7 protein-coding genes are annotated in these 13,925 nt (G+C 70.8%); 3 read left to right on the forward strand and 4 right to left on the reverse strand.

What is annotated here, in order from left to right; genetic code table 11:
- Window positions 1-509: 509 nt before the first annotated feature.
- A complete protein-coding gene (locus tag AC068D_RS07535; protein WP_478822040.1) occupies window positions 510-1,115 on the reverse strand; it encodes a MarR family winged helix-turn-helix transcriptional regulator in 606 nt (201 codons plus the stop codon).
- Window positions 1,116-1,242: 127 nt separating this feature from the next.
- On the opposite strand from AC068D_RS07535, the gene AC068D_RS07540 reads away from it, so the two are divergent.
- Window positions 1,243-2,544 (forward strand): MFS transporter, encoded by a 1,302-nt coding sequence (locus tag AC068D_RS07540; RefSeq protein ID WP_478822591.1) that lies wholly within the window; start codon window positions 1,243-1,245, stop codon window positions 2,542-2,544.
- A gap of 432 nt (window positions 2,545-2,976) precedes the next feature.
- Here AC068D_RS07540 and AC068D_RS07545 read toward each other — a convergent pair whose 3' ends face one another.
- On the reverse strand, window positions 2,977-4,755 hold the full coding sequence (locus AC068D_RS07545) for an ATP-binding SpoIIE family protein phosphatase (RefSeq protein ID WP_478822041.1): 1,779 nt from the start codon (window positions 4,753-4,755) through the stop codon (window positions 2,977-2,979).
- Window positions 4,756-4,974: 219 nt separating this feature from the next.
- The gene (locus AC068D_RS07550) at window positions 4,975-6,468 is read right to left on the reverse strand and encodes an NAD(P)/FAD-dependent oxidoreductase (protein WP_478822042.1); all 1,494 of its coding nucleotides are present in this window, start codon (window positions 6,466-6,468) and stop codon (window positions 4,975-4,977) included.
- A 337-nt stretch (window positions 6,469-6,805) separates the two neighbouring features.
- Here AC068D_RS07550 and AC068D_RS07555 point away from each other — a divergent pair, with 337 nt between their 5' ends.
- Together AC068D_RS07555 and AC068D_RS07560 are read left to right on the forward strand one after the other, a co-directional pair.
- Window positions 6,806-7,639 (forward strand): TetR/AcrR family transcriptional regulator, encoded by an 834-nt coding sequence (locus AC068D_RS07555; protein ID WP_478822043.1) that lies wholly within the window; start codon window positions 6,806-6,808, stop codon window positions 7,637-7,639.
- 472 nt (window positions 7,640-8,111) lie between these two features.
- Window positions 8,112-10,052 (forward strand): sigma-70 family RNA polymerase sigma factor, encoded by a 1,941-nt coding sequence (locus AC068D_RS07560; RefSeq protein WP_478822044.1) that lies wholly within the window; start codon window positions 8,112-8,114, stop codon window positions 10,050-10,052.
- 282 nt (window positions 10,053-10,334) lie between these two features.
- Here AC068D_RS07560 and AC068D_RS07565 read toward each other — a convergent pair whose 3' ends face one another.
- Window positions 10,335-13,697, reverse strand: coding sequence for an AfsR/SARP family transcriptional regulator (locus AC068D_RS07565; protein WP_478822045.1), 3,363 nt, complete (start codon window positions 13,695-13,697; stop codon window positions 10,335-10,337).
- Window positions 13,698-13,925: the final 228 nt, after the last annotated feature.

The raw sequence follows: 13,925 nt of genomic DNA on the forward strand, positions 1-13,925 counted from the left end.
GCTGTTGAGTTCTCAAGGAACGGACGCTTCCTTTGTACTCACCCACAGAACATTCTCTGCGGCTTTCCTCCGGGCGCTTCCCTTCGTTGTTTCCAGCTTAGCAGATCCGTTTTCCGTTTCTGCCACCCGCTGGAGCGGGTTTGCCAGGCAGTTCCTCCGCTTTCGCGAATTCCCTTTCCGGCGGTTCCGACTCTATCAGATCCTTTCGGTCCTGATTCCCAGTCAGAGGGGGTTGTCTTTCGGGCCTCGCGGCCGTTCCGACGTTTCAAACTCTAGCGGATTTCCCAGGCGGCTCATAATCGAGCCTTCGAAATGAATTTCGGCATGCCGAAATTCACCCCGATAGGGATGATCGTGCCGAGTTGGTTGCCGCATCAGCGGCTGGGATTGGTTGTCGAGGAACCGTTCCGGCTCCGTGACAACTCGAAGAACTTTACGGGTCGAGGAGGGTCGTGTCAACCCACCCCTCCGTCCATCTTCCCGACAGCTCGCGGTCGTCCCGACAGGGGCTAGTCCAGGTCGGTGAGCCGGCCGCCGGCGTCCGGCTGGGTGTGCTCCACGCGGCGCAGTACCCGGATGAGCACCTCGCCCAGCACGCCCCGCTCCTCGCTCGACAAGTCCTGGAGAAGGTCCTCCTCGAAGGCAGTGGCCATCCGCATCGCCTCCAGCCACTTCGCACGGCCCTCGTCCGTCAGCTCGACGATGACGCGCACCCGGTTGTTCTCGTCCCGGTCACGGGTGACGAGGCCGTCGCTCGCCATCCGGTCGATGCGGTGGGTCATGGCGGCCGGGGTGAGGCCGAGGCGCTTGGCGAGCTCCCCGGGGCCGAGGCGGTAGGGGGCGCCTGAGAGGACCAGGGTCTTGAGGACCTCCCACTCGGCGTTGCTGATGCCGAGTGCGGCGACCTGACGGCCGTACGCGACATTCATCCGCCGGTTGAGCCGGCCGAGGGCGGAGACGACCTTCTCGACCTGGGGGTCGAGGTCTCGGAATTCGCGCTGGTACGCGGCGATCTGCTCGTCGAGGCTCGGCTCCTGCGAGGCCGCGCCGCCCTGGGGCGACTGCGGCGGCTGCGCCGACGGCGCGGGACCCGGCTGATCGGGGGTGTCGGACATGCGCCTCACTATCGCATGTATCCGGTTCGCTTCTAAGTCCTTCGATGTGTATTGTTCAACCCCTAACTTTAGTTTCGAAGTCTTCAAACATCAGTCCTCCAGGACTGAGCGACCGAGGCAGGTGAGTGTGACCAAGGCGATGGGCGCTGCGATGCGCCGGATCCAGGCAGGGAACGTGCTGAGCGCGTTCGGGCTCGGGTTCACCGTTCCGTATCTCTATGTGTATGTGGCGGAGGTGCGGGACCTGGGCGCCGGAACGGCAGGCGCCGTGCTCGCGGTCTTCGCCATGGCCGCGCTCGTCGTTCTTCCCTTCACCGGGCGGGCCATCGACCGCCGTGGCCCGCTGCCCGTGCTCGTCGTGGCTGCAGTCCTGGCCTCCGCCGGTGCTCTGAGCATGGGTCTGGCCGGCAGCGTGGTGGCGGCCGTCCTGTCCGCAGCACTCCTGGGTGCCGGCACCGCCGTGATGCAGCCGGCGCTGGCCACGATGATCGTGTGGTGCTCGAGCCCCGCGACCCGTACCAGGGCGTTCGCGACGCAGTTCTTCCTGCAGAACCTGGGACTCGGCATAGGCGGACTGATCGGCGGGCAGCTCGTCGAGGTGAGCCGCCCCGGCAGCTTCCTCCTGCTCTTCGGTATCGAAGCCGCGATGTTCGTGGTGCTGGCGGGGATCGCCGCGACCGTACGGATGCCCACCGGCCCGGCGATCACCGACGCGATGCCGCAGAACACCGAGGCCAAGGCCAGGGGCGGGATGCGGGCACTGCTCGGGCACAGGGCCATGGTCCAGCTTTCCGTGCTGGGGTTCGTCCTCTTCTTCGCCTGCTACGGACAGTTCGAGTCGGGGCTCGCGGCGTACGGCACCGAGGCCGCCGGGATCGATCCGGCAACGCTCGGCTACGCCCTGGCCGCGAACACCGCCGTCATCGTGATCGCGCAGTTCCTCGTACTGAGGTTCGTCGAGCGACGGCGGCGCACGCGGGTGATCGCCGCGGTCGGGCTGATCTGGGCCGTCGCATGGCTCCTCGCCGGGTACGCAGGGCTCGGCCACGGCAGCCAGGCCATGGCGACGGCGGCCTTCATCTCGACGTACGCCCTCTTCGGACTCGGCGAGTCGATGCTGTCGCCGACCGTGGCGCCGCTGGTCGCCGATCTGGCGCCGCCGTCGATGGTCGGGCAGTACAACTCGGCCTTCGCTCTGGTCAAGCAGCTGGCGCTGGCGGTCGGACCCGCCGTGGGTGGGCCGATGGGCGCTGCGCTGCACGGTCCTTACATCGTGACGTTCGTGCTCTTCTCACTCGGTATCACCGCGCTCGCCCTGCGGCTGGGGAAGCGGCTCACGCCGGTGCAGGACCAGCCCGCGCTCGTATCGAGATCGCGCATCGTGGCCCAGCACCGGCCGAAGCAGGACACGGTCGAAGCCGCAGCCTGAGGGCTGTCCCGCAGTTCTGCCGGGAAGTTCACGGCCTGCTTCGGCCGGCGATCCCCGAAGGGGACGAGCCGGTGCGGTGACCTGAAGGGTTCACCGCGTTCACCGGCTCCCGACGCCCTGCACGGCTTCCACCGCTACCGCTGGGGGGGTACGCCCACGCTGCGTGGTCGGAGTGCCGTGGCTGTGGTCGCGGCCCGAGAAGATCGCCCGGACAGGACCTGCCATGAACGGTCGGCCGGGCACTGCGGTGGGACACGAAGACCTCCGTGCGTGGTGTGGAGCCCGGACACCGCACCGGAGGTCTTCGCCATGAGCATGGATGATCCGCAGTACCGCGCGCTCGACACCGTCACCGAGGTACCCGACCCGAAGCTCGGGCCGGTCCGTATGCAGAAGCCCACGAGGCGTCAACAACGCTCGTGACCAATACACCTAGTCGGGCAGCGCGAACTCGCACCACACCGCTTTGCCGCCGCCCGGGGTGCGGCGGCTGCCCCAGGACGAGGCGATCGTCGCGACGATGGAGATTCCGCGGCCCGCCTCGTCCTCCGTTTCAGCGCGGCGGCGGCGCGGCAGATGGTCGTCCCCGTCCGTCACCTCGACGATCAGGCGGCGGTCGGTACGGCGGAGCCGCAGACGCATGGGCGGCGTGCCGTGCTGGAGGGAGTTCGCGACGAGTTCGCTCGCGGCGAGCACGCCGAGATCGCGCAGTTCGTTCGGGAAGCGCCAGGAAGCCAGCACGCCGGAGGCGAAGGCACGCGCGTGGGGCGCGGCTTCGACCCCGCCGAGCAGCTCCAGAGCTGCGTTGTGGAACAGCTCCGCGTCCGTTCCGGTGCGGGCGGGATGCTGGAGGACCAGGACCGCGACATCGTCATCGTGCTCCGCGGTCACGCCCAGGGAGCGGATCAGCCTGTCGCACACCACCTGGGGTGTGCCGGTCGCTCCCGCCAGCGCCCGTTCCAGGGCCGCGACCCCTTCGTCGATGTCCTCGCCGCGCCGCTCGACGAGACCGTCCGTGTAGAGGACGGCGACGGATCCGGGCTGGAGCGGAACGGTTCCGGACGTGTGGAGCCAGCCCCCCGTGCCGAGCGGCGGCCCTGTGGGTTCCTCGGCTCGGTGGACCGCGCCGTCCGCGTCGCGCACAAGGATCGGCAGATGGCCGGCCGAGGCGTAGACGAGCCGACCCTCGTTGGGGTCGTGCACCGCGTACACACACGTGGCGATCTGGTTGGCGTCGATCTCGGAAGCAAGGCCGTCGAGCAGCTGCAGCACTTCGTGCGGGGGCAGGTCGAGGCGGGCGTACGCACGGACGGCCGTGCGGAGCTGACCCATGACGGCTGCGGCGCGCACCCCGCGGCCCATGACGTCGCCGATCACGAGGGCGGTGCGGCCGGCGCCGAGGGTGATGACGTCGTACCAGTCCCCGCCGACCGCGGCGTCCGTTCCCCCGGGGCGGTACTCGGCGGCGATCCGCAGGTCGTCGGGCTGCTCCAGCTCCTGCGGGAGCAGGGAGCGCTGGAGAGTGACGGCGGTTTCACGATGGCGCCGCTCGCTCGCACGCAGGCGCTCGGCGGCCTCGGCGTGGTCGGTGACATCGGCGGCGAAGACGAGGACGCCACTGCCGTGGGAGCCGGCGGCAAGGGAGCCGTGACCACTTTCGAGGGTGCCGTCAGCACTTCCGTCAGTGCTTCCGTCGGCGCTTCCGTCAGTACCTCCGTCAACGCTTCCGTGACGACTTCCCTCGCGACGGGAATTCGGGCCGAGCGCCCCGGCGGGCAGACAGGTGACCGTGTACGAGCCTCCGCCCCGGACGCGGCGGGACTTCACGGTGCGTGGTCTTCCGCTGCGCAACACCTGGTCCATCAATGGGAGCAGGCCCAGCTCGGCGAGTTCGGGGCAGACCTCGGCTGCGCGGGCACCTGCCGCGCGGGGGCCGAAAGCCGCGGCGTACGCATCATTGACGTACGCGATGCGGTGCTCGGGACCGTGGACGAGGGCGACGAGTGCGGGGAGCCGGCCGAGCATCTCCCGTACGGAGAACTGCTCGAGCGCGGGTGCGTCGTCGGCATCCGTCGGGGTGGGAGCGTCGGACGGGGGCTCCGGTCGCTGGTCGTACTCACCGCGGGCCGCGGGCACGGATCCGCGGTCGGTCCGCGCTGCGGCTCGACGCTGCGTACCGGGGAGCCGGGCGCTCCAACGCGTGAAGTTCACGGATTTTCAAGCCTCGTGTGTTGATTACTGATCGTCTCGGATGGCTGTGGCCGGGGTGCCGGCCGGGGTCCGGGGGTCGGTCCCGGGTCGAACAGCCAAGCCTGGTCTGCTGCTTGCCGGTCGTCGCGGTCGCGGCACGGGGACAGGTCACTCTGTGCAGGAGTCGGGTCCGCCTATCGTCACACGTCCAGTGTGACCGACCGCACTGACAGGGGAGCCTCAGTCCGTCACGGAGCCGGTTCCCGGAGCGCTCCCGGGGACCTCCCCCGGTCGGCGTTCCCGGCGCCCTCTCCCGCCCGTGGGCGGGTCCTCGTGACGGCGTGTGAGCGGTTTGGAGGGGACGGCGCCCGCGGCGAGTTCGAACTCGGCACGCGGATGCTCCAGTGAGCCGAGCGAGACGATCTCACGTTTGAAGAGGCCGGACAGTGTCCATTCGGCCAGGATGCGGGCCTTCCGGTTGAACGTGGGCATCCTGCTCAGGTGGTACGCCCGGTGCATCAGCCAGGCCGGATACCCCTTGAGCTTACGGCCGTACACATGCGCCACGCCCTTGTGCAGTCCGAGCGAGGCGACGGAACCGGCGTACGCGTGGGCATAGTCCTTGAGGGGCTGCCCGCGCAGCGACGCCGTGATGTTCTCGGCCAGCACCTTGGTCTGGCGGACGGCGTGCTGGGCGTTCGGTGCGCACTCCTTGCCCGGTTCGTCCGCGGTGATGTCCGGGACTGCGGCGGCGTCACCGGCTGCCCAGGCGTGCTCGACGCCCTCGACGGTGAGCCGGGCGGTGCATGTGAGGCGGCCGTGTTCATTCAGCGGCAGATCGGTGGAGGCGAGCACGGGCGCTGGCTTGACGCCGGCGGTCCACACGACTGTGCGGGTGGGGAGGCGGGTGCCGTCGCTGAGGACGGCGACCCGGTTCTCGCAGGAGTCGAGGCGGGTCTCCAGCCGTACGTCGATATTGCGGCGGCGCAGCTCACGGATGGCGTATTTGCCCATCTTCTCGCCGACTTCGGGCAGGATGCGGTTGCTCGCCTCGACGAGGACCCATTTCAGGTCCTCCGGCTTGATGTTGTGGTAGTAGCGCGTCGCATAGTGGGCCATGTCCTCCAGCTCGCCGAGGGCTTCTACACCCGCGTAGCCGCCGCCGACGACGACGAAGGTGAGGGCCGCGTCGCGCAGCGCGGGCTCGCGCGTCGAGGAGGCGATGTCCATCTGCTCGAGGACGTGGTTGCGCAGGCCGATGGCCTCCTCGACCGTCTTGAAGCCGATGGCGTACGTCGCGAGACCGGGGATCGGGAGGGTGCGGGAGACCGAGCCGGGGGCGATGACCAGTTCGTCGTAGCCGATCCGGATGGCTCCCGTGCCCTCCTCATCGGTGGCGAGGGTGGTGACGGTCGCGGTGCGCTTGGCGTGGTCGACCGACCTGACCTCGCCAATGACGATCTTGCATCTGTCCAGGACGCGGCGGAGCGGGACCACCACGTGGCGGGGCGAGATGGAGCCGGCCGCCGCCTCGGGGAGGAAGGGCTGATAGGTCATGTACGGCTCTGGCGTCACGACGAGGATCTCGACCCCGCCGTGCCCCAGCTCCGCCTTGAGCTGCCGCTGGAGGCGGAGCGCGGTGTACATCCCCACGTAGCCGCCGCCGACGACGAGGATGCGCGTGCGCGGCGAGGAGCCGGGGGTGGTGTCCCGGGAGTATGCAGCCTTCACCATCCCATGACGCAACGGCCTCAGGAGTTTGTCCACAGCCTCGGCAAATTGTGTGACCGGAGGTTTTGGCCGAGCATCGCCGGTCCGGTTCTTGTGTCCGGAGAAGTGCGCAGGTCAGGGTGGGCGAGAGGGGGAGGAGGAGCGGGCGGAATCGGGAACGTTCCGGCCCTTGCTCCGATCGGGGGGCACACCGTGCGGAAGAGCCCCTTCTGAATTGACCTCGTCTCAACTATGTTCGTACTTCGTCGGGGTGTGGGGGCGGTGACTCGTCTCATTCACCTCGACTGTCAGGGGAGGGGAGTCTCCGGGGGGAGACGACTTCATTACCGGGGGAACGGGTATGCACATTCAGGATTCGCATTGGCAGGCCGCTGTCGCGTCCGACAGCAACGGGCGTGCGTTGACGGGGGCGGGGACAGCCGGGGTCGCCGCCGGTTCCATGGCCGGAGCGGCCGGAGCTGCCGGGCGTTCGACGCCGCTGCGTGTGGACGCGCAGCGCAATCTGGAGCATGTTCTGCGGGCCGCGCGCGAGGTGTTCGGCGAGCTGGGTTACGGCGCGCCGATGGAGGACGTCGCACGTCGGGCACGGGTGGGCGTGGGCACGGTCTACCGCCGCTTCCCGAGCAAGGACGTGCTGGTACGGCGGATAGCCGAGGAGGAGACCGCCCGGCTCACGGACCAGGCGCGTACGGCTCTGGGGCAGGAGGAGGAGCCGTGGTCGGCGCTCTCGCGCTTCCTGCGGACGTCGGTCGCGTCGGGCGCGGGCAGACTGCTGCCGCCGCACGTGCTGCGGGTCGGTGTGGACGATGCGGCGGTCGTGCCCGAGGTCATCGGCAGCGGACAGGATGCGCTGCGGGACGGCCGGGGCGAGGTACGGGTTCCGCAGCAGCGGCACGGCTTCGGCGCTCAGCCCGACCTGCGGATGGTCCCGCCGCGGCAGGCGTCGGCGGTCGAGCAGGACGACGCGGGCGCGGGTGAGCTGCTGGAGGTCGTGGGGCAGCTGGTCGATCGGGCACGGGCGGCGGGTGAGCTCCGGAGCGATGTCACCGTGGCCGATGTGCTGCTGGTGATAGCCACGGCTGCGCCGTCACTGCCGGACGCGGCGCAGCAGGCAGCTGCTTCGGCCCGGCTGCTGGACATCCTGCTGGAGGGTCTGCGGTCCCGGCCGCTGTGACATTGGAGGGTCTGCGGTCTCGGCCGCTGTGACAGCCGACGCTCCTACGGCTCCGCCGGAGCCTCCCGGCTTCTGCATGCCACACGGCTTTCGAGGCACTTCGGTTCTCTCGGTCCCGTGTTCCTGTGGTGCCGCGTGGTCGCTTGCGGCCGCGCGGCGGCCGGGAGCGAAGGCATTCGGTGCGGCTGCCCCGGCGTGACGCGCGACCGTGCGGTGGTGCCGTGCCGGGCTGCCGGGCAGTGGCGTCATGCCGTGCGGTGCTGCCGGGCCCTGCGGTGCTGCCGTGCGGGCCGTAGCGGCGCGGCTTCCGAGGCAACCGCACAGCTTTCCCCAAACGGCTCAGCGTCCGCGCTCGTTCTCGGAAAATCTCCCCGGACGAGTGGATGCCCCTACAGGCAGGCCCTGACGACGAATTCCCTGTGCCACGCTTGGCCGGTGTTCGGGTCAGCGGGTGCGTACGGGGGCTTCCTCGATGAGCAGTGACGATCGGGACGAACCACTCGGCGGTTCGGCGGGGCCGAATACCGGCGGACTGCCTGGTCGACAGGTGCCGAGCCAGGGCGGTCCCGGGCACCTCATGCGCGGCAGGCACGCCGCAAGGCCCGCACGGACGAAGGAATCCGGTACGGCTGTGCCGTCGCAGCGTGGCGGCGGAAGCCGCACCGGCGCTGCTGATCAGCGACGATCCGATGCCGACCTGATACAGCGGATGAGGGACGGCGACGACAGCGCGTACGAGGAGCTGTTCCGCCGCCACTCGGATGCGGTGCGACGGTACGCCCGCGCCTGCTGCCGGGACGACCACACCGCGGATGACCTGACGGCCGAGGTGTTCGCCCGCATGCTTCAGGCGGTGCGGGGCGGCGCCGGGCCCGAACAGGCGGTGCGGGCTTATCTGCTGACGACCGTGCGCCGGGTCGCCGCCGTCTGGACGAAGTCGTCGAAACGGGAGCAACTGGTCGAGGACTTCGCGGTCTTCGCCGACCAGGCAGCCCGATCTGCCGGGATGCCGGGCCAGAGCACCCTTGACCCGGGCGCCGACGTCCTGGCGATGCACGAGGCCGAGCAGTCCATGGCCGTGCGGGCCTTCCGCTCGCTGCCCGAGCGCTGGCAGACGGTGCTCTGGCACACGACCGTCGAGGGCGAGTCGCCCAGCGAGGTGGCGCCGCTCCTCGGGCTGACCGCCAACGCCACGGCCGTGCTGGCAGGCCGCGCCCGTGAAGGTCTCAAGCAGGCCTATCTGCAGGCCCATGTGAGCTCCGCGCTCACCTCGAGCAGCGACTGCGCACGGTACGCCGACCGGCTCGGGGCTTACGCACGGGGCGGCCTGCGGATGCGGGCCGAGCGGGGGCTGCGCAAACACCTCGCCGCATGCGTTGTATGCCGACTGGCCGCAGGCGAGCTGGAGCAGGTCAACGACGGGATCCCGGCCCTGCTGCCGGTCGCGGTCATCGGCTGGTTCGCCGCCGGGTACTCGCTCAGGGCTGCGGGAATCACGGGAGGCGGTGCCGTGGGCGCGGCGGGAGCGGGAGCCGCTTCCGGCTCCGGTCCGGCCGCCGCGGGCTCCGGGTCCGGGACGTCCGCAGGCGCAGCGGCCTCGGAAGGCCTCGGAGTCCCGGCAAAGGCCGCATTCACCGCCGCGGCGGCGCTCGCCGCCACCGCGGGGATCGTGTTCGCGCTGTCGGGCGCTCCGGAGCATCCACCGAGGTCCGGGACGAAGCCTCCGGGCACGCAGCCCCTCGTGCCGGAGACGTCCGGCCCTTCGCAGCAGCCGGAGCAGCCGACTCCACCCTCGTACCCGGTGTCCGGATCAGCGGCGCCCGCGCACAGCCCGACCGCCGCGGCGGTCGGGCCGCCGGCCGCCCCTGATCACACTCCCCAGTCCACCCCGCCCCCCGGTCAAGGACCTGCGCCGGAGCCCACGCCTGAGCCCCCCGCGAGCAGACCGGGGCCGACCTCGCCGCCGCCACCGACGACTCCGGCGGTCTACCAGGTCAACCAGCTCGACCACGAGGCGTTCGGCGACCACACCGAACCCGAGGTGCGGTTCCGGGGCAGCAGCTGGCTGTGGCAGCGCTGGAGCATGTCCATCGACGGCACTCGCTACGGGCACGGAGTCTCGGTGCACTCCGGATCGTCGATCACCATCGACCTGAACCGTCCCTGCGTCATGTACGACGCGCTGGTCGGCGTCGACGACACCACACCGGGACCAGGACCGGTGCGCTTCACGGTGTACGGGGACGGCGCGCGGCTGTGGCAGTCACCGGTGATACGCCGGGGCGATCCGGCGGTACCGGTGAGCATCGGCATCTCCGGGCGGAGGACGATCCGGCTGGGGGTGCAACCGCACGGCCCACTCGGCTCGGCGGCGCTCGCGGACTGGGCACACGCCCGGATCAGCTGCGCCTGAGCCCGGACCATCGGTCACGGTCCCGCGGTTCCGCCATGCCGGGAACGGGCCGGCTGACCCGGCAACGCTCCACCGGCACCCGAGCCCGCACCGTCCGCCGCGGTCCGGTGGGCCGACACCGACACCTACACCTACACCTACACCTACACCTACACCTACACCTACACCTACACCTACACCTACACCTACACCTACACCTACACCTACACCTACACCGGGAACGGACCGGAAGGCGGGAACGGACCGGAAGCCGATGCCTCGCCCCTCCAAGCCGGGCGCCGTTCAGCCGCCGCCGGGCACCACCGCTTCCAGGGTCTTCAGGACCTGGGCGAGGCTGAGCCCGGCGCCAACGGCACACTCGGCCTCGTACCGCTCATCGCCGAGCTTCGCGCGGGCCCGGATCTCGACGCCGTCGGTCAACCGACGCTCCGGAACCGACCGCGGCAGACCGTTCCGCCAGGAATCTGCGGCAGCGACGACCCGCACGGCGAGCCGGTCCTCACCGAGCAGCGGCAGCACGGATGCGGCGCCCTCGGCGAGATGGGCTGCGACGATTTCCGAGCAGCGGGTGTCCCGGGCGGTACGAAGCGCCACCGCGAGCCCGCGGACCCCGGCGACGGCACCACCCGTCCGCTCGTGCACGGCGATCCGCGCGTCGAGACCGTCGAGGACCGCCTTGAACTGCGGAGGCGGCGAACCCTGGGCACAGGCCTGCCGCGCCTCCTCGGCGAACTCCCTGGCCCGGCCGATCTCGCCACGATCCAGGGCTATCACCGAGCACATGAAGGCGACGTATCCCAGGGCGTCCCGGGCATTGTGGTGGTCGGCCTCGGCCGTTGCCTCGCCAAGCCCCTTCTCGGCCGCATCCGCATCACCCCGCCGGTAGTCCAGTTCGGCGAGCCTGGCCAGCAGGAACGGGGCCTCGGCATGCGCGCCGACCTCGCGTGCGAGTCCGAGCGCCTCGACAAAGGCGGCGTGCGCGTCCTCGTACCGGCCGCGCATCATGCAGGCCTCGGCGACGGCGCTCGCCACCTGGGCGCGGATCCAGCGGTCCCCGGCCCTACGGCTGATCTCCTGCAACTCGGCAAGATCTCCCTCGACCGCGGCGACACCGCCCACGTGGTCGATGGCCAGATGGGTACGGAACATCAGGGTGACGGCGGTCTCCCAGTCACCTCCGTGGGCACGGCAGTTGTCCACGGCCCGGTCGAGGCGCGCCAGCACGCCCTCGGCGCCATCGGTGAGATAGCTGGTGAACGGCCACATCAGCCCGGGGAAGCGGGCGGCCACCGGACCACCGCCGCTGAGGGCGTCGCACAGCCGGTGCTGTGCGACCCGAGTGTCCGCGCCCTCGTCGATGTCGTCGGACGTCCGGTTCTCAAAGGCGAGGAAGAGCTTCAGCATGCGCAGCTGGACACGAGGCCAGTAGCGGGGATCCTCAGGGTCGTCGGCCGGATCGGGTGCGAGAGCGATCGTCCGGGTGACCCAGGCGAGACCCTCGGGGCGGTAGTTCCGCAGCCACCAGAACCAGCCCATCGCCAGGACGAGGCGGACGGCATACGACTCGTCCCCGTCGTGGGCGGTGACGCGGTGAAGGGTGGCACTGATGTTGCCGAGTTCGTTCTCCAGACGGCGGATCCAGGGGAGCTGTCCGGCGGACCGGAGCTCCGGCTCGGCCCGCTCGACGAAGGCCGTGAAATGGGCGGTGTGGGCGCGCTCTGCCGCTTCGAGGAGTTCCGGCGTCTCGGCAGCCCGTTCGGCGGCGTACTCGTGGATGGTCTCCAGAAGCCGGAAACGCATCTCGCCCGTACCGTCCGGACCGGCCGTGACCAGGGACTTGTCGACGAGGGCACCGAGCAGGGCTGCGGCGTCCGGAGTTCGGGTGACCTCCTCGGCGGCCGTCAGGTCCCAGCCGCCCGCGAAGACGGAGACCTGGCGCAGCAGCGATCGCTCGGCCTCGTCGAGGAGGTCCCAGGACCAGTCGACCACTGCGCGCAGGGTCTGCTGACGGGGCATGACGGTCCGGCTGCCGCTGGTCAGCAGCCGGAAGCGGTCGTCGAGCCGGTCGGCGATCTGTCGGGGGGTGAGCAGACGCAGCCGTGCCGCGGCCAGTTCGATGGCGAGCGGCAGGCCGTCGAGACGGCGGCAGATCTCGGCGGCGGCGGCACGGTCGGTCTCCACACGGAAACCGGGGCTCGCCGCGGAACCCCGGTCCGCGAGCAGCCGCAGGGCCGACTCGTACGACAGGGGGTCCACGGGGCGTACGGATTCGCCGGGTACCCCGAGGGGCTCGCGGCTCGTCGCGAGGATACGCAGCCGGGGGCAGTGGGTGAGCAGGGTCTCGGCGAGCCCGGCGGCCGCGTCGATGACGTGCTCGCAGTTGTCGAGGACGAGCAGCAGGCTGCGGTGCGCGAGGTGCTCGACGAGCCGGGCCGTCGGGTTGTCGTGCAGCGGCTGGCCCTCCCGTGTGATCAGGTTGGTCTCGCGCAGGCCCAGTGCGGAGAGCACAGCTCCCGGTACGGCGGCGGGGTTGTCGATCGGGGCGAGCTCGGCCAGCCAGGCGGGCGTTCGCGCGGTGCCAGGTCCGCTGCCCGTACCGGGCGGTGCCAGGGCAGCGGCTTCCTCGGCGAGACGGGTCTTGCCGGCGCCGCCGGGACCGATGAGGGTGACGAGCCGTGACCGGGACAGATCGCTGCGGATCGCATGGAGTTCGGACTCCCGGCCGACGAAGGAGGTGAGACGGGGGCGGAGATTGCCTTCGGGCCGCGCCTCCGGTGGCGGGGGCGTTTCCTGAAGCGCCGACGTGACGTCCGGTGCGGCGGACTTCCCCGGCGCGGAAGCCGCCCCCGGTACGGAAGCCGCCCCGGGTACGGAAGCCGTCCCCGGTACGGACGGCACCCCTGGTATCACCGGTGCTCCCGGCACCCCCGGCGCATGGAGCAACTGCCCGTAGAGGGCGACCAGTTCCGGGCCCGGTTCCGTCCCCAGTCCGTCGGCGAGAGTACGGCGGGCGTCCTCGTACGCGGCGAGGGCATCGGCATGGCGGCCCTCCGCGCGCAGAGCACGCAGCAGCTGGGCGCGGAAGGCTTCGTCGTACGGATGGGCCGCGGTGAGCTCCTCGAGCTCGGGCACGAGGACGCCGGTGGCCCCGCGCCGAAGGTCGGCCTCGATACGGTGCCGCACGGCGGCAAGACGCCGGCCCTCGGGGCGTGCGGCCCTGTCCCCGTCCGGCAGGTCCACGAGCGCGGGCCCGCGCCACAGGGCGAGGGCCTCGCGGAACGTGGTGGCGGCGATGCCGGGATCGCCCGCGTCGAGCTGGTCGGTGCCGGTGCGGACGAGCCGTTCGAAGACGTACAGGTCGACGTCGTCCGGAGCAGCGTCGAGCCTGTACCCGCCCGGGGTGGACTCGACGGCGTCCTTGCCCAGGACACGCCTGAGCCGCCCGACGAGTGCCTGCAGCGCAGCCGGGGCGTCGTACGGCGGTTCCCCGTCCCACACCTCGTCCACCAGCTCCCCGACGGACACCGCCCGCCCGCCCCGGTACGCCAGCGCAGCGAGCACGGCCCGCAGTCTCGGGCCTCCGACGGGGAGGACGCGACCGCGATCGTCGCGAGCTTCGGTGACACCGAGGATGAGATACCGCACGGCGCCATTGTCGCGGCGGCCTCCGCGGAAGCCCAACGCTTTCCGGGCGCACCGGACGCCGTGTCAGGCCCTGCCCGGCCCGTGCACGGCGGCTTCCCGGTGCCGGGCCCCGCCCCGGTACCGGCCACACCCGCACCGCACACGCACCCCGCACCACACCGCAAGTACCCGCACCACACACGCACCCCGCACGTACCCGCACCGCGGGTACCCGCACCCCGAACCGCC

The sequence above is a fragment of the Streptomyces sp. NPDC043861 genome, from assembly GCF_056435905.1.